At 62.7% G+C, this 19558-nt stretch carries 18 protein-coding genes, 1 pseudogene and 1 riboswitch; of the genes and pseudogenes, 9 read left to right on the top strand and 10 right to left on the bottom strand.

Features of this window, described 5'->3' with window-relative positions; all coding sequences use genetic code 11:
* Positions 1 to 168: 168 nt before the first annotated feature.
* Positions 169 to 1752 carry a methyl-accepting chemotaxis protein gene (locus tag GJV26_RS30525; protein ID WP_155707451.1) on the bottom strand — a complete coding sequence of 528 codons (1584 nt, stop codon included), beginning with the start codon at positions 1750 to 1752 and terminating at the stop codon, positions 169 to 171.
* A gap of 236 nt (positions 1753 to 1988) precedes the next feature.
* On the opposite strand from GJV26_RS30525, the gene GJV26_RS02770 reads away from it, so the two are divergent.
* From GJV26_RS02770 to corA, 3 genes are all read left to right on the top strand, one after another.
* A complete protein-coding gene (locus GJV26_RS02770) occupies positions 1989 to 3038 on the top strand; it encodes a glycoside hydrolase family 43 protein (RefSeq protein WP_216643100.1) in 1050 nt (349 codons plus the stop codon).
* 40 nt (positions 3039 to 3078) lie between these two features.
* A riboswitch (yybP-ykoY riboswitch) is annotated at positions 3079 to 3249 on the top strand.
* A 9-nt stretch (positions 3250 to 3258) separates the two neighbouring features.
* Positions 3259 to 3831 carry a manganese efflux pump MntP gene (locus GJV26_RS02765; RefSeq protein ID WP_155707447.1) on the top strand — a complete coding sequence of 191 codons (573 nt, stop codon included), beginning with the start codon at positions 3259 to 3261 and terminating at the stop codon, positions 3829 to 3831.
* Between the two features lie 86 nt (positions 3832 to 3917).
* A complete protein-coding gene (corA, locus tag GJV26_RS02760; protein ID WP_155707445.1) occupies positions 3918 to 4886 on the top strand; it encodes a magnesium/cobalt transporter CorA in 969 nt (322 codons plus the stop codon).
* A 3-nt stretch (positions 4887 to 4889) separates the two neighbouring features.
* Here corA and arsH read toward each other — a convergent pair whose 3' ends face one another.
* The 4 genes from arsH to GJV26_RS02740 are packed head-to-tail and all read right to left on the bottom strand — an operon-like array spanning position 4890 to position 7636.
* Complete coding sequence (arsH, locus tag GJV26_RS02755; RefSeq protein ID WP_155707443.1) at positions 4890 to 5606, bottom strand: arsenical resistance protein ArsH; 717 nt, start codon at positions 5604 to 5606, stop codon at positions 4890 to 4892.
* The gene (gene arsC / locus GJV26_RS02750; RefSeq protein WP_155707441.1) at positions 5599 to 6027 is read right to left on the bottom strand and encodes an arsenate reductase (glutaredoxin); all 429 of its coding nucleotides are present in this window, start codon (positions 6025 to 6027) and stop codon (positions 5599 to 5601) included. The genes arsH and arsC overlap by 8 nt, the downstream gene beginning before the upstream one ends.
* 8 nt (positions 6028 to 6035) lie before the next feature.
* On the bottom strand, positions 6036 to 7316 hold the full coding sequence (locus GJV26_RS02745) for an arsenic transporter (protein ID WP_371866552.1): 1281 nt from the start codon (positions 7314 to 7316) through the stop codon (positions 6036 to 6038).
* Positions 7310 to 7636: an ArsR/SmtB family transcription factor gene (locus tag GJV26_RS02740; RefSeq protein ID WP_155707437.1), complete on the bottom strand. Its 327-nt coding sequence runs from the start codon at positions 7634 to 7636 to the stop codon at positions 7310 to 7312. Before GJV26_RS02740 ends, GJV26_RS02745 begins: the two co-directional genes overlap by 7 nt.
* A gap of 305 nt (positions 7637 to 7941) precedes the next feature.
* Here GJV26_RS02740 and GJV26_RS02735 point away from each other — a divergent pair, with 305 nt between their 5' ends.
* Entirely contained in the window at positions 7942 to 9204 is a 1263-nt protein-coding gene (locus tag GJV26_RS02735) for a TIGR04552 family protein (RefSeq protein WP_229419149.1), read from the top strand.
* A 200-nt stretch (positions 9205 to 9404) separates the two neighbouring features.
* Here the strand turns inward: GJV26_RS02735 and GJV26_RS02730 are convergent, their stop codons facing one another.
* Together GJV26_RS02730 and GJV26_RS02725 are read right to left on the bottom strand one after the other, a co-directional pair.
* Positions 9405 to 9806, bottom strand: coding sequence for a VOC family protein (locus GJV26_RS02730; RefSeq protein ID WP_155707435.1), 402 nt, complete (start codon positions 9804 to 9806; stop codon positions 9405 to 9407).
* A gap of 209 nt (positions 9807 to 10015) precedes the next feature.
* Positions 10016 to 10385: pseudogene (locus tag GJV26_RS02725) on the bottom strand (transposase); the annotation flags it as partial.
* Between the two features lie 366 nt (positions 10386 to 10751).
* Here GJV26_RS02725 and GJV26_RS02720 point away from each other — a divergent pair.
* Positions 10752 to 11738: a LysR family transcriptional regulator gene (locus tag GJV26_RS02720; protein WP_371866551.1), complete on the top strand. Its 987-nt coding sequence runs from the start codon at positions 10752 to 10754 to the stop codon at positions 11736 to 11738.
* Positions 11739 to 11746: 8 nt separating this feature from the next.
* Here the strand turns inward: GJV26_RS02720 and GJV26_RS02715 are convergent, their stop codons facing one another.
* The 3 genes from GJV26_RS02715 to GJV26_RS02705 all read right to left on the bottom strand — a co-directional run bounded on the left by GJV26_RS02715 (position 11747) and on the right by GJV26_RS02705 (position 14454).
* Positions 11747 to 12580, bottom strand: coding sequence for a carboxymuconolactone decarboxylase family protein (locus tag GJV26_RS02715; RefSeq protein WP_371866439.1), 834 nt, complete (start codon positions 12578 to 12580; stop codon positions 11747 to 11749).
* The gene (locus tag GJV26_RS02710) at positions 12561 to 13082 is read right to left on the bottom strand and encodes a (R)-mandelonitrile lyase (protein WP_216643099.1); all 522 of its coding nucleotides are present in this window, start codon (positions 13080 to 13082) and stop codon (positions 12561 to 12563) included. Before GJV26_RS02710 ends, GJV26_RS02715 begins: the two co-directional genes overlap by 20 nt.
* A 136-nt stretch (positions 13083 to 13218) precedes the next feature.
* On the bottom strand, positions 13219 to 14454 hold the full coding sequence (locus tag GJV26_RS02705; RefSeq protein WP_155707431.1) for an MFS transporter: 1236 nt from the start codon (positions 14452 to 14454) through the stop codon (positions 13219 to 13221).
* A 296-nt stretch (positions 14455 to 14750) separates the two neighbouring features.
* On the opposite strand from GJV26_RS02705, the gene paoA reads away from it, so the two are divergent.
* The 4 genes from paoA to GJV26_RS02685 are packed head-to-tail and all read left to right on the top strand — an operon-like array spanning position 14751 to position 19543.
* Complete coding sequence (gene paoA / locus GJV26_RS02700; RefSeq protein ID WP_155707429.1) at positions 14751 to 15407, top strand: aldehyde dehydrogenase iron-sulfur subunit PaoA; 657 nt, start codon at positions 14751 to 14753, stop codon at positions 15405 to 15407.
* Positions 15404 to 16363: an FAD binding domain-containing protein gene (locus tag GJV26_RS02695; RefSeq protein WP_155707427.1), complete on the top strand. Its 960-nt coding sequence runs from the start codon at positions 15404 to 15406 to the stop codon at positions 16361 to 16363. The genes paoA and GJV26_RS02695 overlap by 4 nt, the downstream gene beginning before the upstream one ends.
* Positions 16360 to 18561 (top strand): aldehyde oxidoreductase molybdenum-binding subunit PaoC, encoded by a 2202-nt coding sequence (gene paoC / locus GJV26_RS02690; RefSeq protein WP_155707425.1) that lies wholly within the window; start codon positions 16360 to 16362, stop codon positions 18559 to 18561. The genes GJV26_RS02695 and paoC overlap by 4 nt, the downstream gene beginning before the upstream one ends.
* A 16-nt stretch (positions 18562 to 18577) precedes the next feature.
* Positions 18578 to 19543, top strand: coding sequence for an XdhC family protein (locus GJV26_RS02685; protein ID WP_155707423.1), 966 nt, complete (start codon positions 18578 to 18580; stop codon positions 19541 to 19543).
* The last annotated feature ends 15 nt before the right edge of the window (positions 19544 to 19558 follow it).

Below are 19558 nucleotides of genomic sequence, written 5' to 3'. Positions count from 1 at the left end.
CTTCCGCCGAGTCGGCATGCTGAAAACTGATAAGGTCAGGCCATGATACCTAAAAGTACCTGAAAACTTGTCTGGGCTTCAACAGTGCGGAAGAAGAAATTGTGAATTCAATGCTGCATGGCGGGTCAACTCCTGGTCAAAGCGTGAATTTGCGGGTCGATTCCGGGACTATGCCGTCAAGCGAGCTGGCAGGCGTGTTGCCGGGGTGCCGTTGCCCAGCGAGAACCGGTCTACTGTCGCCAGCAATTCCTGCGTCCGGCCCTGCAGCGCTTCGGCGCTGCGCGAGGCCTGCTCGACCAGCGTGGCGTTCTGCTGCGTCACCTGGTCCATCGCGATCACGGCCTGGTTGACCTGGTCGATGCCTTCGCTCTGCTCGCGGCTGGTGTTGCCGATCTCGGTCATCAACGTGGACACCCGTTCGATCTCGGCCAGCACAGCATCCATCGTGCGGCCGGCCTGGCCCGCATACTTGTTGCCGGCGGCGACCTTCTCGGCGGACTCTTCGATCAGCCCCTTGATTTCCCGCGCGGCGGCGGCCGAACGCTGCGCCAGCTGGCGCACTTCGCTCGCCACCACGGCGAAGCCGCGGCCCTGTTCGCCCGCCCGCGCCGCCTCCACGGCGGCGTTCAGCGCCAGGATGTTGGTCTGGAAGGCGATGCCGTCGATCACGCCCGTGATATCGCCAATGCGGCGCGACGATTCGGTGATGTCCGCCATCCGCTGCACCACCTGCGCCACTTCGGCGCCGCCCTGCGCGGCCACGGTGGCCGCGGTGCGGGCGATGCTGCTCGCCTGCTGGGCGTTGTCCGCGCTCTGGCGCACGGTGCTGGTCAGCTCTTCCATCGACGATGCCGTTTCCTCCAGCGAGCTGGCCTGTTCCTCGGTGCGGCCGGACAGGTCCAGCGAGCTGCCGGCGATCTCGCCGGCCGAGCCGGAAATCGACTCGGCGCTGGCACGCACCTCGCGCACGATGCCGCCGAGGTTGTCGTTCATCGTGGCCAGCGCGCGCAGCAGCTGGCCCGTTTCATCGTTCCCGCCGGCCACGATGCGGCCCGACAGGTCGCCCGCCGCGATCGTGTTGGCAATTTCGACCGCATGGCGCAACGGCACGGTGATGCTGCGCCGGAGCCAGTGTGCCATCGCCGCCGCCAGGACAATGCCGGCGCCAGCCAGCAGCAGGGTCAGCCGGCGGCCGCTGGCATACGTCTGCTCGGCCTGCACGGCGCTTTTTTCCATCAGCTCGCCGCCCAGGCGGTTCATGTTGTGGACCAGTTCCATGTAGCCCGAGTGGCTGCCGGCGAGGGCGCCCAGCAGCAGCGCCGTGGCTTCCGGCTTGTTGCCGGCATCGAGCAGCGCCAGGAACCGCGCCTGGTCGGCCTCGTATTTTTCCTTGGCCGCCATCACCGCCTTCATGCCGGCGCGGCCCTTGTCCGTGGTGATGCGCGCCTCGAATTCGCGCAGCGTGGCCGTCACGTCCGCATCCCGTTCCTTCAGGCGGGCGCGCTCGGCCTGCAGCTGCGCCGGGTCCGCCGCGATCAGCAGGCTGCGCATCGTGCTGGCCGCCTCCTGGATGCCGTCCAGCGCGCGCGTGCCCAGCACCACCTTGGCATAGCGGTCCCGGACGACCAGTTCGGTATCGTCGTGGAGCGAGGATTGACGGGAAATGCTGAGCAGCGTGATGCCCGCCAGGATCAGCATGACGATGCCGAAGGCCAGGGTCAGGCGGGTGCCGATGGAGGTGCGGATGATCATGACGGTGATGGGCGGTAATGCCTTGTGGAAATATCTCCAAGTCTACCGTCATTCATGGGAGAAGCGATGCTTTTGGCCGAACGGGTGTTGCGTTCTCGCCTCGACAGAATGTTCACGATCGCCGGTGGTTTCATTGCGATACCGCTTCCGGCATCGCAGCACGCCGAAGTGTGATTGCGGGGCAGGCCAAGGCAATGGCACACTCGCGGCGAACCAACTTGCCACCGCTCCCATCCATGAATCTGCCCGTAAAATTACCCGTCAAGCGGTGCACGCTGCTGTCCAGCACCGCGCTGGCCGCCGCTCTCCTGTGTTCCTGCGCCGCGTTCGCCCAGGCCGGGTTCGACAATCCGCTGGTGCGGCAGCGCGCCGACCCGCACGCGAGCCTGCACGCGGACGGCTATTACTACTTCACGGCGACCGTGCCCGAATACGACCGCATCGAACTGCGCCGGGCGCGCAGCCTGGACGGCATCGGCAAGGGCGAAAGCAGGGTCGTCTGGCGCAAGCACGCCGCCGGGCCGATGAGCTTCCACATCTGGGCGCCGGAGCTGCACCATATCGACGGCAGGTGGTACCTGTACTTCACGGCGGGCCGCGCCGACGCGCCGCTGGATATCCGCCTGTATGTGCTGGAAAACGCCGCCGCCAACCCGCTGGAAGGGCAGTGGATCGAGCGCGGCCAGCTCAGGACCGGCTGGGAATCGTTCTCGCTCGACGCCACCACGTTCGCGCTGGACGGCCAGCGCTACCTGCTGTGGACACAGCGCCCGCCCACGGCCGACAAGCACCTGACCGCCGTGTACATCGCGAAGATGGATACCCCGCTGTCGATCGCCGGACCGGCGACCCTGCTCACGCAGCCGCAGTACCCGTGGGAGAAGGTGAAGTTCGATGTCAACGAGGCGCCCGCCGTGCTGGTGAAGAATGGCCGCGTGTTCATGACCTATTCGGCCAGCGCCACCGATGCCAGCTACGCGCTGGGCATGCTGACGGCGCGCGCGGATGCGAACCTGCTCGATGCCCGCTCGTGGACCAAGTCGCCGGAACCCGTGTTCGCGAGCAGCCGGCGCACCGGCCAGTTCGGACCCGGGCACAATTCGTTCACGACCTCGCCGGACGGCAGGACCGATATCCTGGTGTACCACGCCCGCGATGTCGAGCAGGTGCCCGGCGACTCGCTGCAGGACCCGAACCGGCACACGCGGGCCCAGGCCATCGGCTGGAAGGCGGACGGCACGCCGGACTTCGGCGAGCCGGTCGCGGACCGGCCGGCCGCGCGCTGAGGCGGGCATGCGCATCTCGCGCATGCCCGGCGATACGGTTACAATGCGCAGGCACTTTGGGGAGTAGCCTGCTCTCGTTTTCCCGAGAGCGTCCGCGTCAACATGCCCGGCCCCTGGCCGTGGTGCGGACAGCCAGCCCGGTTGGCAAGACCAATGGCGTATCGCGTGCTCAGTCGGGCCGCGCGGTATGTCGTTCGCATGCCCGACCGGAAAGCAACGCATGAATTTCGCCGCAACCGCCGCCCTGTCGCTCGCCATGGCCACCGACGCATTCGCCGTCGCCATCGGCAAGGGCGCCGCCCTGCAAAAACCCAGCCTGCGCGCGGCGCTGCGCATCGGCCTGATCTTCGGCGTCGTGGAAGGCCTGACGCCGATCGCCGGCTGGGCGCTGGGCCAGGTGGCGGCGCCGTATGTCGAGGCGTGGGATCACTGGATCGCCTTCTTGCTGCTGGGGGGCCTCGGCGTGCGGATGATCGTGGCCAGCCTCGGCGCCACCGACGACGATGATAACGACGGCGGCCGGCCCGACAACGGCTCGTTCTGGCTGCTGGTGGTGACCGGCTTCGCCACCAGCATCGATGCGATGATCGTCGGCGTGGGCCTGGCTTTCATGGACGCCAATATCTGGCTGACCGCGGCGGCGATCGGCACCTGCACCTTCGTCATGGTCACCCTCGGCATCATGCTGGGGCGGGCGGTGGGCGCGGTGGTGGGGCGCCGCGCCGAACTCGTTGGCGGGTTCGTGCTCATCGCCATCGGCGCAACGATCCTGTACGGGCATACCGTCGGCTAGCGCCGGTGCGCGGGGTTTTTGCCCGGTACTGCAGGCTGTAATGTAAGCTCCCGCATCGATTCACCATTCTCACCGCAATTTCATTCATGCTGATCAACTGTGTCGCCTACCAGGAAGGCAAGAAACTCACCGATGTCCCGGTCGTGGACATCAGCGAATACCTGATACAACCCGATGCCTTCGTGTGGGTCGCGCTGCGCGATCCGGACGTGGACGAAATCGCCGTCATGCAGGACGAATTCAGCCTGCACGAACTGGCCATCGAGGATGCCGCGCGCGGCCACCAGCGGCCCAAGATGGAGGAATACGGCGAGAGCATCTTCGTCGTCGTCCACATCGTCGAAATCGACGGCGACGAACTGAGCGTCGGCCAGCTGGCCGTGTTCGCGGGGCCGAACTACGTGCTGTCGGTGCGGCGCGATTCGAGCCAGGATTTCCTGGGCGTGCGGGCCCGCGCCGAGCGCGAGCCGCACCAGCTGGGCAAGGGCGCGGGCTTCGTGCTGTATGCGCTGGTCGATGCCGTGGTCGACCGCTATTTCCCGATCGTCGACATGCTCGAATCCGACCTCGAATCGATCGAGGACCAGATCTTCAGCCAGAAGGACGAGCAGCGCGCCAACATCGAGCGGCTGTACGCGCTGAAGCGCAAGGCGCTGGTGCTGCGCCACGCGGTAATTCCGCTGCTTGATGCGATGGGGCGGCTGTATGGCGGCCGGGTGCCCGGCGTGGTGGTCGAAACCCAGGATTACTTCCGCGACGTGCACGATCACCTGTCCCGCATCGCCGGCCGGCTCGATGCCGTGCGCGACACGATCAACACCGCGATCCAGGTCACGCTGTCGATGGTGGCGATCGAGGAAAACGACATCAGCAAGAAGCTGGCGTCCTATGCCGCGATCTTCGCCGCGTTCACCGCGTTCGCCGGCGTGTGGGGCATGAATTTCGAGTTCATGCCCGAGCTGAAATGGAAGTACGGCTATCCGTTCGCGCTGCTGACGATGGGCTGCGTCAGCGGCTACCTGTACTGGCGCTTCAAGAAGGCCGGGTGGTTGTAAGGATCAGATTTTTTCGATCTGCCGGTCGATCGCCTTCATCGCCCGTTCGCTGCGTTCGCTGTACCGGTCCGTCAGGTACCCGGTACGGCCCCGCATCAGCAGCGTGATCTTGAACAGCTCCTCCATCACATCCACCACGCGGTCGTAGTAGGCCGACGGCCGCATGCGGCCGTCGTCGTCGAACTCCTTGTAGGCCATCGGCACCGACGACTGGTTCGGTATCGTGAACATGCGCATCCAGCGGCCCAGCAGGCGCAGCGTGTTGACGACGTTGAACGACTGCGAGCCGCCGCACACCTGCATCACCGCCAGCGTGCGGCCCTGGCTCGGGCGCAGCGCGCCCTGTTCCAGCGGGATCCAGTCGATCTGGTTTTTCATCACGGCCGTGACGGCGCCGTGCCGCTCCGGGCTGCACCACACGTGTCCCTCGGACCACAGGCACAGCTCGCGCAGTTCCACCACTTTCGGATGGTCTTCCGGCACGCTGCCGGCCATCGGCAGTTCGGTCGGATCGAAGATTTTCACCTCGCCGCCGAAATGTTCGAGGATGCGCGCCGCTTCTTCGATCAACAGGCGGCTGAACGAGCGCTCGCGCAGCGACCCGTACAGCAGCAGGAAGCGGGGCGGGTGGTCCATGCCGCCCGCCGGTTCGAGCTTGTGCATGGCCGGCATGTCGAGCTGGGCGGCGCGCAGGTTGGGCAGGTTCGCGATCTTATCCATGGTCGATGCGCCGTCCCTGTTCGTCGATGACCTGTTCGCCGTCTTCCTTCGTGAACGCGCCGCGTTGCGGCGCCGGCAGGATGTCGAGCACCAGTTCGGACGGGCGGCACAGCCGCACGCCTTCGGGCGCCGCGACGAACGGACGGTTGATCAGGATCGGGTGGGCCAGCATCGCCTCGAGCAGCTGGCCGTCCGTCACGCCAGGATCGTCCAGGCCCAGTTCCAGGTAGGGCGTATCTTTCTGGCGGATCGCCTCCCGGACGGTCAGCCCCGCCTTTGCGATCAGTTCGGCCAGTGTCGCGCGTTCCGGCGGGTCCCGCAGGTATTCGATGACGACCGGCTCGATGCCGGCATTGCGGATCAGGGCCAGCGTGTTGCGGGACGTGCCGCAGGCGGGGTTGTGGTAGATGGTGACGCTCATGATGTCTCCTAAGCTAAGCGGATGGCCAGCGCGGCCAGGGTAACGAACAGCACCGGCAGCGTGAGCACGATGCCGGTGCGGAAGTAGTAGCCCCACGAAATGTGGATGCCTTTGCTGTCCAGAACGTGCAGCCACAGCAGCGTGGCCAGGCTGCCGATCGGCGTGATCTTCGGGCCCAGGTCGCTGCCGATCACGTTGGCATACACCATCGCCTCGCGCACCACGCCCTGGGTGGTCGTGGCATCGATCGACAGCGCGCCGATCAGAACGGTGGGCATGTTGTTCATGATGGACGACAGGATCGCCGTGATGAAGCCGGTGCCGAGCGCGGCGCCCCAGACGCCATGTTCGGCGCAGCGGTTCAGCAGGGTGGTCAGGTAATCGGTCAGCCCGGCATTGCGCAGCCCGTACACGACGAGGTACATGCCAAGCGAGAAAACGACCACTTGCCACGGCGCGCCGCGCAGCACTTCGCGGGTCGGGATCTTGTGACCACGCGCCGCCACGATCAGCAGCAACGCGGCGCCGACCGCCGCGACCGCGCTGATCGGCACGCCCAGTGATTCGAGCCAGAAAAAGCCGATCAGCAGCAAGCCGAGCACCCACCAGCCGGTGACGAACGTGGCGCGGTCGTGAATGGCTTCTTGAGGGCGCTTGAGTTGCGCCAGGTCGTAGTCGGCAGGGATGTCCTTGCGGAAGAACAGCAGCAGACCGCACAGCGTGGCCGCGACAGAGACGAAGTTGACCGGTACCATCACGGCCGCGTAGCGGGCGAAGCCGATATCGAAATAATCGGCCGAGACGATGTTGACCAGGTTCGACACCACCAGCGGCAGGCTGGCCGTATCGGCGATGAAGCCGGCGGCCATCACGAACGCCAGCGTGGAGCGGGCGTCGAAGCGCAGCGCGCGCAGCATGGCGATCACGATCGGGGTCAGGATCAGGGCCGCGCCGTCGTTGGCGAACACCGCCGCGACGGCTGCGCCAAGCAGCACCAGCATCGCGAACAGGCGCCTGCCGTTGCCCTTGCCCCAGCGCGCCACGTGCAGCGCCGCCCATTCGAAGAAGCCGGCCTTGTCCAGCAACAGGCTGATGACGATCACGGCGACAAACGCACCCGTCGCATTCCAGACGATGTGCCACACGACGGGGATGTCGCCGACGTCGATGACGCCGGCCAGCAGCGCGACGAGGGCGCCGGCCGCGGCGCTCCAGCCGATGCCCAGCCCGCGTGGCTGCCAGATGACGAGGACGAGGGTAGCGGCGAAGATCAGGAAGGCGGTCAGCACGCGTTCGCCCCGGCTGGCTTGCCCGCGCCGCATGGCACGCCGCCGCAGCAGTTCTCGGTGAGGAAACCGATGAGGCCGTTCATTGCCCCGATGTCCGCCGAGTAGATCACGAAGCGGCCGTCCTGCCGGGACGCCAGCAAGCCCGCGTGCGTGAGCTCCTTCAGGTGAAACGACAGCGACGAGGGTGCGATATCGAGCGTGGCGGCGATCCTGCTGGCCGCCATGCCCTCCGGGCCGGCCTGCACCAGCAGCCGGAACACCGCCAGGCGGCTTTCCTGGGCCAGCGCCGCCAGCGCCGCCAAAACTTCTTTCGTTTGCATGGTGCTGTCCATTCGATGATTCGAAAATTATGGAAATATGGTACGGCAATCGGTACGATATTTCAACGTTTATCGCACTATTGCGGTGTTGTTGATAGCGTGCCGGTCGATAACATGTTGCCACGGTAAAAACTAACGGACTATCGCGACCGGCAGGTGCCACACACAACGGACATTGAGTAAGCTTGCCGTGATGTCCATGACCAAGGCGGTTGCTGGGTCCCACTGCCCATGCAATCCTGGCCACGCCGCCCGAAAGCCTGTGGCCTGAAGGAGAATTGATGCCTGTATGCATCGAATATTAATTGACCTCAACACCGAACAATTGGATACTGGTCCGAGCAAAGCAAATCAAGGCAACAGACATGAGCGAATTTCGGCCCACGCTCGAGACCAAGCGCAAATTCTCGTTAAATTGGGGCTACCTCGGGGCCATGACCAGCGGACGCTCGGCGATCGACCTCGGCGCGCTTGCCCTGCGCAACCTGCACGATGCGCGCGAATTCGTGCGCGAATACGGCTACGACCTGGACCAGCCGGCCGCCCGCGAAATCATCCGGAACGGCCACCGCGAGGCCGTCGATTTCATCATCGGCACGTTCCTGCAGCCGGGCCAGGAAAAGCTCATTCCGCGCGACGTGCTGGAGCCCGGCGATCCGGTCCAGCTGCTCGTCCACGCGTCCCACCAGGCGCAGCAACAATGCGAGCGGCGCATGTGGTCTTGCGCCATCCTCAAGGTGATGCATGCGATTTTCTACATCGACAACAACCTGGAGCTGCGCCACTTCAATACGATCCGCGATCAGGTGTTTGCCACGCTTGACGAAGTCATCCACGAAGACGACGAGGGCCATTTTTTCCTGTCCAACGGCGAGCTGTGCCTGCCCCTGCACCATCTCGAACGCAAGCGCAACAAGGGGCGCAACAGCATCCTGCTCAAGCTGCTGCAAAAGGCGGCTTATCTGGCGCAGGATATCTACGACCACCTGGGCGTGCGCCTCGTCTTCGGCACCCGCTTCGAATGCCTGCTGGCGCTGGAAACCCTGCAGCGCGCGCACATCCTGTCCATCACCAATATCGAGCCCAATCGCACCCGCAATACCTTGCTCGATCTGGAAGCGGCCAAGGAAATCTTCGTGAAATACCGCTGCATGCTGGAACGCAGCCACGAGTATCCGACCGAGCTGCTACAAAAGATGGACGCGGAGCTCCTGGCCGTCGCCAGGCGCCAGACGCGCGCCGACAATCCCCACAGCGGGGCCGATTTCAGCAGCATCCAGGTCACGGTGCGCAAGATGATCCATCTGCAGGCCGAGCAGGGCTATCCTGAAACGGCGGGCCAGGATTATGACGTTGGCTTTTTCTTCGACTATGAACTGCAGTTGATGGACAAGGAAAGCCACCAGCGCAGCATGACCGGGCCGTCCAGTCACGATGCATACAAACGCCGCCAGGTCGAGACAGCGCGCCTGCGCGTCTTCGGGCGTGAATTGAGCGACTGGATCGCCGCGCACTCCAGCCCGGTACCGGAGCCGGAACCACTGGCGGCATTGTCTCCCGCCGCCTGACCCGATCGAGGGCGCGCCCTGGCACCTGGACTTTCCAGATCCAGGGCACGTGCGCAGTGTGCCTTCGGGGGCCGGCAGATGATGGTCGAGCAGGATGAAGCGAATATGACGTTTGCGAAGCGCCGGATCGCCTGGCGTCGATTGGCGGGCTGATCGCTGCCTTTCGCCAGTGGCCGGTTTGGCCCCCAAAGCGGACCTTGTCACGTTCCGCGATTGATCTTCCAAGGTACGCCAAACCTGTCGATCACAATGGCATAGCGGGAAGACCAGAAAGTCTGCTGCGGCGCCAGGATTACCTGCCCATTGGTCTGTAGCGCACTGAAATAAGAATCGACCTTTTCTTCCGAATCGACACCGAGCAACACATAGAAGCCCGTCGGCCTTCTGTAGTTGTGTGCTTCAACATCGGCACCGGCCAGCTCAACCCCATCGATACAGATATTCGCATGAACGATGTGGCGTCCCGGACGAGTCGTCGATGCCGGGATCGGTGAGTCTGCGATCTTGAGCATCGTACCAATCCTCCCCCCGAGGCACGCTGCATAGAAGCTAAATGCCTCTTCGCACTCGCCGTTGAAGTCAATGTGAAATGACAAGCTCATTGTCTATTGTGCTTTCGTTGTGGTCGTGCTGTGATTGGGGCATTCGTCAGCGGAGGTCTGCTTCTGGCCTATTGTGTTGAAAAAGTCACCCGGCAACTTTTTTGTCGGATTTTGTTGATGTCGACACTCCAACCGACCTGCGATCGAGTCGCGGGGGCCGTTCTGGTTGGACCTGTCAGAAATTATGTGTGCAGGGCCAGATTTCGTAGTTAGGTAATCGCGTTGGTGAATCGCTCGCCGAACATGATGGCGAACTGATTGGCAGCGAGCTTCCAGGTACGCGGCGCCATCTTCCAGTCTTTCTCAATATTTCGCAAGGCCAGGAATAGCAGTTTGGTCGCGGCGTCGTCGCTCGGAAAATGACCGCGGTTCTTGACGATCTTCCGAAGGCGCATATGCAGGCTCTCAATGGCATTTGTGGTGTAGATGGATTTTGCGCACCTCTGGCGGGTATGCGAAGAACGGGATCACCTGCTGCCACTGGCGTCGCCACATAGCTGCCACAGTGGGGAATTTGATGCCCCATGGACCGGCCGCGAACGCGTCCAGCGCAGCTTCGGCCGCCTCGGCGTTGACTGCAGCGTCCTTGTTCTCAACTTGAGCAAGCAACTGGTCGATCAACTCGACGGGGAATGGATATGCTGCTTTCTGTTTCTTCGGCTTCTTGGTGGTCATCACTTCGGTCATGGAATAGTTCTTTCGGCATTATTTCATGACCCCGTTTCACACAGAAAATCTGACAGGCTCTCAGTGTCCTTGGACGTTACGCATCTTGGCGCCTTTCCCATGCCCGATCTAGCATACTTCATGACCGCAGCAAGGTAATTGTAGAGTTATCTCACCGTTGTATTGCCTGTACTCGCACAAGTACCTGATATGCTGCGTCAATCTTGCAATCACAACATCACCTGCGTCCGAAAAAATGTCCATCCAAGGATCACCCTAGTGGCTCGTGAAAATATTAACGATATCGTCGTTTTCATCGCAGTTGCACGCGAACGCAGCTTTACACGAGCGGCTGCGAAACTCGGCTTGACGCAGTCTGCACTCAGCCACATAGTTCGTTCTCTTGAGGCGCGACTGGGCGTGCGTTTGCTTACCCGAACCACCCGCAGCGTCTCCCCCACCGAAGCTGGAGAGCGACTGCTGCAGAACGTCGCACCCCGCCTGGAGGAGATCGAGGCTGAACTCGCCGCAATCAGCGACTTGAGTGAAACCCCTGCGGGAAACATCAGAATCACGGCGATCGACAGCGTGATCGACACGGTCCTATGGCCACGCTTGGCGCCAATTTTGCCGAAGTATCCCGATCTGCACGTTGAATTCAATGCGGATTACCGGATGCTCGATATTGCGGCAGACCGCTTCGACATCGGTGTGCGCTATGGCGACCAGGTTGAAAAGGACATGATCGCAGTGAGGCTGACACCGGACGTCCAAACGGTCATCGTCGGTTCGCCGGGCTACTTTGAATGGCATACAAAGCCAGCGACAGCTCAGGATCTCCTTAGACACAATTGCATTACCTTGCGCCTTGCCAGTAGTGGCGGAATATATGCCTGGGAGCTGGAAAAAGACGGCAAACCTATCGATCTCAGAGTGCATGGGCAGGCCGTTTTTACCAACGGCTACCACATGGCAAATGCTGCCGTCAGCGGCTGCGGCCTGGCTTTTCTTACGGAAGACCTGGCGGCACCCTATCTGGCCGATGGCCGGCTTGTTTCGGTCATGCAGGATTGGTGTCCCACGTTTCCCGGCCTGCACGCGTATTATCCAAGCCGAAGGCACTCTTCACGTGCGCTTGGCCTCATCATCGACACCATCAGGCATGCGGGGGGTGACCGTATCTCCGACAAGCGCTTGCCTTCGCGCGCGCGGCGGCAGCCTGACCTTCCACGAACAGAACACCAGTTCGAGGACGTCAGGCGCTGAGCCACAGCCTATCGGGCAGAGACCGCAGGCGGTCGCTGTGCAAATACTTCCTTGAACACCGCCATGGCGGAAAACACATTTGGCCAGCCTGCGTAGAACGCCAGCTGGGTCAGAATCTCTCCCGCCTCTTTTTCGGTCAATCCGCTGTCCATCGCACGATTGAGATGAAAGTTGATCTGGGCCGACTGACCGCCTGCCACCAGTGCGCTGACGGTCACCATGCTGCGGTCGCGCGGTGCGAGGCCGGGTCGCAGCCACAAGTCGCGAAACAGCGCATCCGTGGTGTACTTGACGACACCCGGCGCAACCTTGCCGAAGTTCTCCTCGACCATCGCTGCGCGCTGTTCCTCAGACGGCTTGTCGAGTGGAAGATGGCGGACCTTCGCGGCAGGCAGCTGGTCGGCGCCGATGCCGCGCTCGGCAAACACTGTCCCGGCGGCGTGCGTCGCTGTGGTCGCGTTGGCCCAGCCTGCATAAAACGCGAGGTGCGTGATAATTTCCGAAACTTCGCCTGGTTTCACACCACTGTCAAGCGCCCGGCGCAGATAGAAGGGCAGCTCGGTCGACTGGCCGCGTGCGATCAGCACCGTAAGGGTGACGATACTGCGGTCGCGCGGCGATAGGCCGGGGCGCTTCCAGACATCGCCCAACAGCAGATCGTGCGTGTAATGTTCGAGCGCCGGTACGGCTGCTCCCATTCCCGATGGCGCCGTTCCGCCAGGCAGGGTTTTCACATGCGCGGCAGCCTGATCGGCCTGTCCAAGTCCCGGTACACAACACAGCAGGGCTGTGGTGACACGCATCATCCGGGATGCTGTCCGTTTATTGTTGATATTGTTCATCGCTGACCTTTTCCATCCATTCGACATTTTTGCCGCCAAGCGATTCCTGAATGGCGATGTGGGTCATTCCAGTGGTTGCCGCCGCACCGTGCCAATGCTTGACGCCCGGCGGTGTCCAGATGACATCGCCAGGGCGAATCTCTTGCACGGCGCCGCCCCATTGCTGTACACGTCCAGCACCTGCGCTGACGATCAGCACCTGGCCTGCGGGATGGGTATGCCATGCCGAACGCGCGCCCGGTTCGAACGTAACGGCCACCCCGGCCGCCGTCGATGGCGCCCTCGCACCAAACAGCGGATCGACCCGGACGCTCCCCGTGAAATACTGTGCAGGCCCTTTGGACGATGCCTGGCTTCCTGCTCGTGCGATGACCATTTCCTGCGCGGCTGCGCCGGTACTCGCTGTTGTCGTCTTGCCCGGCGCAACGGTGGGACCCGTGCTTTGGGCAAATGCTGATGCGCTCAGCAGCAGGAGTGACGCTGTCATGACAGTTGTTTTCATATCTGCTCCGATGTGGTGATTGAAAGTGGCAAAGAAGGGGAACGTCGCCCCATGCTTGACGACGCCAAGGACTCGCTCCGTAGAAATTGACTAGTGCTGATCCAGATCGGAATCTCGGCGTCTTGGTGCGACATACCTAAGCAGAACGGTCGGCAGACCGTGCCGCCAACACAGCGAGAACCGCCGCGACCACTAGGATGGATGCGCTCGCCCCGAATGTCGCCCGATAACCATACCAATCGAACAGGATGCCGCCGGCAGCGGCCCCGGTGCCGATTGCGAGCTGCACGACAGCAACCATCAAGCCGCCGCCTGCTTCGGCATCGTCAGGCAGCGTACGAGCGAGCCAGGTCCACCAGCCGACAGGCGCCGAGGTCGCGAGCAGGCCCCATAGGCCGAGCAACACCCCAGTCGTCACGACGGAGTCGCCGAACGCGATCAGCGCAAGTGCGATCGCTGCCATCGTCAACGGGATCACGACCACGGTCCGGTACAAGTAGCCCTTCAATACACGGCCGATCAGGATCGTTCCGACGAAACCAGCGATACCGATGATGAGAAGCATCGCCGACGTCATCGTCGCGCTCGTGCGCGTTACACCTTCAAGGAATGGGCGCAGATAAGTAAACAGGGTGAATTGCCCCATGAAGAGCACACTCACTGCCGCCAGGCCGAGCACGACCGGTTTGCGCTTCAATAAACTGAAGAGACTGTTTGGTTGACGACCCGGCACAGCAGGCATCGCTGGAAGACTGATCAGCTTCCAGGCCAGGGCGATGATCGCAATCGGAATCAGGGAGAAGAATGCCCCGCGCCATCCAACGATGGCGCCCAAAAAACTGCCCAGCGGCGCTGCCACCACGGTGGCAAGGGCATTGCCGCCGTTGACAACAGCGAGTGCTTTCGGCACTTGGTCAATTGACACAAGACGTATCGCGACTGCGGCAGACATCGACCAGAAGCCGCCGATGGCAATACCGAGGAACGCACGGCCAATCATGAATACCGTATAGCTTGGGGCGAACGCTGCAATGGTCCCGGCAATGACCATCAGTAGTGTCAAACCCAACAGCAACTTCTTGCGGTCAAGGCTCCTTGCCACTGACGAAATCAACAGGCTCGTCATCAGGGCGAACACCCCCGATACGGCAATCGACTGTCCGGCCTGGCCTTCAGTCACGCTCAGGTCTGTCGCGACCTGGGTCAGCAGGCTGACCGGCATGAATTCGGAAGCGACAAGCACGAACGCAGAGAGCGATAAAGCAAAAACGCCGCCCCAGGAGGCGCGGCTGTTGCCTGCGATACCGGAAGACCCCGGATTGCCAGCGTCCAGATGTTGCGGCGGCACGTGCGCCTCAAATTTTGCGTTCATGAAATTCCTTCAATGAAATTGGATATTTCCATCGAGGATGGTAAGGGAGAATATATGAAAGAAGTGCAGACTTATTTACTTGGCTTTATGAGCTCAGTTAATTAATGTTCGGGGTTATTCTCTGCCGCATGGCTGCGAGGATCTATCGATTGATGAATCCTTTTCATAAGGTCATATCTATCAGCGGTATCAATCGTGCATAAGTCTTGGCATACCATCACTACGATATTCGAGCGTTTGGGTCAGGTTGCCAGCGCTCTTTCCCATGCAATAACACGAGCCACCGGAAGGATTCCATGCAAGATACCAGCGATATCGATCAGACACGGCGCAATGTACTAATCGCCGGCGCGCTGTCCGCCAGCGCGGCCGCTGTGCCGATTGCGGCAGCCCAGAGTCCATCAAACAGCACCAGCACGGCGCAAACCACGCTCAACCCTGTGACCGGCAAAGTTTCACTCACGGTCAACGGCAGCCGTTTCGAGAAGGATGTCGATACCCGCACCACCCTGCTCGACCTCCTGCGCGAGCACATGCATTTGAACGGCACCAAGAAGGGGTGTGACCAGGGACAATGCGGCGCTTGTACTGTCATCGTCGACGGTCGCCGAATCAACTCCTGTCTGAGTCTGGCAATCATGCACGAGGGCGCGCAGGTGACCACGATTGAAGGTCTTGGGCAGCCGGGGAAACTGCATCCGATGCAGGCCGCGTTCATCAAACACGATGGCTATCAGTGCGGTTATTGCACGCCAGGCCAGATCTGCTCAGCTGTCGCCGCCCTCGATGAGGTCAAGCAAGGCATTCCAAGTCACGTCAGCGGCGACCTCACCGCGCAACCTATGCTGTCGCTCGACGAGCTGCGCGAGCGCATGAGCGGCAACATCTGTCGCTGCGGGGCGTACTCCAATATCGTGGATGCGATCAACGAAGTCGCCGGAGGCCGGGCATGAGGGCGTTTACCTATGAACGCGCACACTCGCCCGCCGAAGCTGCAGCGGCGGCGCTGCGTCGGCCGGGCAGCCGTTTCATTGCCGGCGGGACCAACCTGCTGGACCTGATGAAGCTCGAGATCGAGACACCAACGCACTTGATCGACGTCAACGGGCTGGGTCTGGACAAGATCGAACCCACCGGCGATGGCGGCCTGCGCATCGGCGCGCTAGTGCGCAACACCGATCTTGCCGCCGCCATGCGCGTGCGCCGCGATTATGGCGTGCTGTCGCGTGCCCTGCTGGCAGGCGCCTCCGCCCAGTTGCGCAACAAGGCGACCACGGCGGGGAACCTGCTGCAGCGAACCCGCTGCCCGTACTTCTACGACACCAACCAGCCATGCAACAAGCGCCTGCCTGGCAGCGGATGCTCGGCGATCGGCGGCTATACGCGTGGCCATGCAATCGTTGGACAGAGCACTGCCTGCATTGCAACCCACCCGAGCGACATGGCCGTCGCCATGCAGTTGCTCGACGCGGGCGTGGAGGCGGTCGCTGCAGATGGCGTCAGGCGCACGATCCCGATCGCAGACTTCTACAGACTGCCGGGCAACACCCCGCACATCGAGACCGCACTGCGGCAGGGCGAACTGATCACTGCCGTGACGCTGCCGCGCCCGCTGGGCGGCCAGCACTTCTATCAGAAGGTCCGTGACCGCGCTTCCTACGCATTTGCCCTGGTCTCGGTGGCGGCGGTGATCCAGCCCGACGGCACCGGACGCGTCGCGGTGGGTGGGGTTGCGCATCGCCCGTGGCGCGTGCCGGGAGCGGAACAGGTGCTGCCACAAGGCGGAAAGGCGTTCTCGGCCCTGCTGCTGGCCGGTGCCCGCACGACGGAAGAGAACGCATTCAAGGTCGTGCTCGTTCAGCGCACGATTGATTCCCTGCTGGCACAAGCCAGAAAAGGCCAAGCATGAAATTCATCACACCCGCCGGCACTAATCCTATCGACCAGATGAAGGTGATTGGCCAACCGCTCGACCGGATCGACGGCCCGCTGAAAACGACAGGCGGTGCACGCTATGCCCACGAGCACCACCAGGAAGCACCGAACGCGGCGTACGGCTACGTCGTTGGTGCGGCGATCGCGAAAGGCCGTATCACCTCGATTGATACCAGCGCCGCCCGCAAAGCGCCTGGGGTGCTCGCCATTATCACCCATGAAAATGCCGGCAAGCTTGGCAAAGGCAAGTTCAATACCGCCCACCTGCTGGCGGGACCGGAGGTCCAGCACTATCACCAGGCGGTTGCCATTGTCGTTGCAGAGTCCTTCGAGCAGGCGCGGGCCGCCGCCTCCCTGGTCAAGCCATCCTACGCGAAGCAACGAGGCGCATATGACCTCGGCCAGGCGAAAGCGGCTGCCGTCGAACCGGCGGGACAGGACAATGCGGACAGCAAGACAGGCAACTTCGAGCGCGGCTTTGCCAATGCGCCGGTGAAACTGGACGCCACTTACACGACGCCGGACCAGAGCCACGCGATGATGGAGCCGTATACCTCCGTCGCCGTCTGGGAGGGCGAACAACTCACGCTGTACACGTCGAACCAGATGATCGACTGGGGCAGGCAGGATCTCGCCAAAACCCTGGGCATCCCCGCACGGAACGTGCGGATGGTATCGCCCTACATTGGTGGCGGATTCGGCGGCAAGCTATTCCTGCGCGCCGAAGCCGTGCTGGCTGCCTTGGGCGCCCGCGCAGCAGGCCGCCCGGTGAAAGTCGCGTTGCAGCGCTCGTTGATCATGAATAACACGACACATCGTCCTGCCACTATCCAGCGCCTGCGCATCGGCGCCACGCGCGAAGGCCGCATCACTGCCATCGCGCACGAAAGCTGGTCCGGAGACCTGCCCGGCGGCGGGCCGGAGACCGCCGTGAACCAGACGCGCCTGCTGTATGCGGGAGCCAACCGCCTGACACGCATGCGCCTGGCCACGCTCGACCTCCCGGAAGGCAATGCGATGCGCGCACCGGGCGAGGCGCCAGGCTTGATGGCACTGGAAGTGGCGATGGACGAGATGGCGGAGAAGCTGAAGATGGATCCGGTAACCTTCCGCATCATCAACGACACGACCGTCGATCCGCAGCAAGCCGGCCGCAAGTTCTCGCAACGCCGCTTCGTGCAGTGCCTGCGTACTGGCGCCGACCGCTTCGCATGGAAAAACCGCAACCCCATGCCGGCCAAGGTGAGGGATGGCCGCTGGCTGGTTGGCATGGGCATGGCGGCAGCCTTCCGCAACAACATGAATATCGCTTCGGCGGCGCGGGTACGGCTCGAACGTGACGGCAAGGTGACTGTCGAAACTGACATGACCGATATCGGCACGGGCAGCTATACAATCATTGCCCAGACCGCTGCCGAGATGCTTGGGCTACCAATCGATCGGATCGCCGTTCGTCTTGGCGACTCGAATTTTCCGGTCTCGGCCGGATCGGGCGGCCAATTCGGCGCCAACAGCGCGACCGCGGGCGTGTATGCCGCCTGCGTCAAGCTGCGCGAGCAGATCGCGCAAAAGGCAGGACTCGATGCGGCGAGCGCGCAGTTTGCCAACGGCGCCGTCGCAGCCGGCGGGCGCTCCGTCATGCTGCACGAGATTGCCGCCCAGGGCGAAGTCACGGCCGAAGACAAGATGGAATACGGCGACCTGGAAAAGCAGTTCCAACAATCGACATTCGGTGCGCATTTCGTCGAAGTGGGCGTTGACATCACCACCGCTGAAATCCGCATACGCCGCATGCTCGCGGTGTGCGCGGCCGGCCGTATCCTGAACCCCAAATCGGCGCGCAGCCAACTGATCGGCGCGATGACCATGGGCGTGGGCGGCGCGACGATGGAACACCTCGTTGTCGACAAGCGTATCGGCTACTTCGTCAACCATGATCTGGCCGGCTACGAAGTGCCGGTGCATGCCGACATCCCGCACCAGGAGGTCATTTTTCTCGACGAGGTCGACGCGATGTCCTCGCCGATGAAGGCCAAGGGCGTGGGCGAGCTGGGATTATGCGGCGTCGGCGCTGCGGTGGCCAATGCGATCTACAACGCCACCGGCGTGCGCATCCGCGATTATCCCGTCACGCTCGACAAACTCCTGCCCAAGATGCCGGCATCCTTTTGAGCGTCAAAGGATCACCATGTTCGATATGGACCGGCAAGTGCTGGATGGTGTAGGGCGCTGGGCCAGCGAGGGGTACCGGTTTGCACTGATTACAGTCGTACGCACCTGGGGCTCGGCGCCGCGCCCGCCCGGGTCGTGGATGGCCCTGCGCGAAGATGGCCTGGTGATCGGTTCGGTCTCCGGCGGATGCATCGAAGACGACCTGATTGCCAAGGTTCGCAGCGACGAGTGGCGTTCGAGCCTGCCATTCCTGCTGACCTATGGCGTGACCCAGGATGAAGCAAGGCGCTATGGCCTTCCCTGTGGAGGGACCATGGAGCTTATGGTCGAGCCAAACCCCGGTCACGCTGGCTTGGCGATGCTGAAGGACACAATCGCACAAGGCCGCCTGGTGCGGCGCACGGTCATCGTGGGTGAGCCGGACGTGGGCTTGGACGACGCCGCATGCACGGACGTCCTGTCTTTCGACGGCACGCACCTGGAGACCATCCACGGGCCGCGCTGGCGCCTGCTCATCATCGGTGCGGGCCAGATCGCGGCCTACCTGGCGCCCATGGCGCAAGCCCTTGGCTACGCGGTATTCGTGTGCGATCCGCGTACGGAATATTCTTCAGAATGGTGCGTTCCGGGCGTCCCGCTCCTGGCAGGAATGCCCGACGATGTCGCCATCGAGCTCGGGCTGGACCCGCATACTGCCGTTGTCACCACCACGCATGATCCCAAGCTGGACGACCTAGCATTGCTGGAGGCTTTGAAGTCGTCGGCGTTCTACGTCGGTGCGCTGGGATCGCGCGTCAACAGCGAGCGGCGCAAGGAACGGCTGGCGATGCATTTCGACCTTAGCGCGAACCAGGTTAACCGCCTGCATGGCCCGGTCGGACTACCGATCGGCAGCCACACACCGCCCGAGATTGCAGTGGCGATCGTCGCAGAGATAACGGCCATTAAGAATGGTGTTCGCAAGAATGCAAAATCGCGCTGATCGCCGACAGACTGC

The sequence above is a fragment of the Pseudoduganella dura genome (assembly GCF_009727155.1).
GTDB classification, from domain to species: domain Bacteria; phylum Pseudomonadota; class Gammaproteobacteria; order Burkholderiales; family Burkholderiaceae_D; genus Rugamonas; species Rugamonas dura.
Note: the sequence above shows the minus strand (reverse complement) of the source record. Positions and strands in the feature narration are given on the sequence as shown.

Bases quoted from the DNA above. Each gene is read 5' to 3' on its own strand.
- GJV26_RS02710 (WP_216643099.1), bottom strand. From the start codon at position 13,082: ATGAAAACAACTGTCATGACAGCGTCACTCCTGCTGCTGAGCGCATCA.
- GJV26_RS02770 (WP_216643100.1), top strand. From the start codon at position 1,989: ATGAATCTGCCCGTAAAATTACCCGTCAAGCGGTGCACGCTGCTGTCC.
- arsH (WP_155707443.1), bottom strand. From the start codon at position 5,606: ATGGATAAGATCGCGAACCTGCCCAACCTGCGCGCCGCCCAGCTCGAC.
- GJV26_RS02685 (WP_155707423.1), top strand. From the start codon at position 18,578: ATGTTCGATATGGACCGGCAAGTGCTGGATGGTGTAGGGCGCTGGGCC.
- GJV26_RS02765 (WP_155707447.1), top strand. From the start codon at position 3,259: ATGAATTTCGCCGCAACCGCCGCCCTGTCGCTCGCCATGGCCACCGAC.
- corA (WP_155707445.1), top strand. From the start codon at position 3,918: ATGCTGATCAACTGTGTCGCCTACCAGGAAGGCAAGAAACTCACCGAT.
- paoA (WP_155707429.1), top strand. From the start codon at position 14,751: ATGCAAGATACCAGCGATATCGATCAGACACGGCGCAATGTACTAATC.
- arsC (WP_155707441.1), bottom strand. From the start codon at position 6,027: ATGAGCGTCACCATCTACCACAACCCCGCCTGCGGCACGTCCCGCAAC.
- paoC (WP_155707425.1), top strand. From the start codon at position 16,360: ATGAAATTCATCACACCCGCCGGCACTAATCCTATCGACCAGATGAAG.
- GJV26_RS02705 (WP_155707431.1), bottom strand. From the start codon at position 14,454: ATGAACGCAAAATTTGAGGCGCACGTGCCGCCGCAACATCTGGACGCT.
- GJV26_RS02740 (WP_155707437.1), bottom strand. From the start codon at position 7,636: ATGCAAACGAAAGAAGTTTTGGCGGCGCTGGCGGCGCTGGCCCAGGAA.
- GJV26_RS02695 (WP_155707427.1), top strand. From the start codon at position 15,404: ATGAGGGCGTTTACCTATGAACGCGCACACTCGCCCGCCGAAGCTGCA.
- GJV26_RS02730 (WP_155707435.1), bottom strand. From the start codon at position 9,806: ATGAGCTTGTCATTTCACATTGACTTCAACGGCGAGTGCGAAGAGGCA.
- GJV26_RS02715 (WP_371866439.1), bottom strand. From the start codon at position 12,580: ATGAACAATATCAACAATAAACGGACAGCATCCCGGATGATGCGTGTC.
- GJV26_RS30525 (WP_155707451.1), bottom strand. From the start codon at position 1,752: ATGATCATCCGCACCTCCATCGGCACCCGCCTGACCCTGGCCTTCGGC.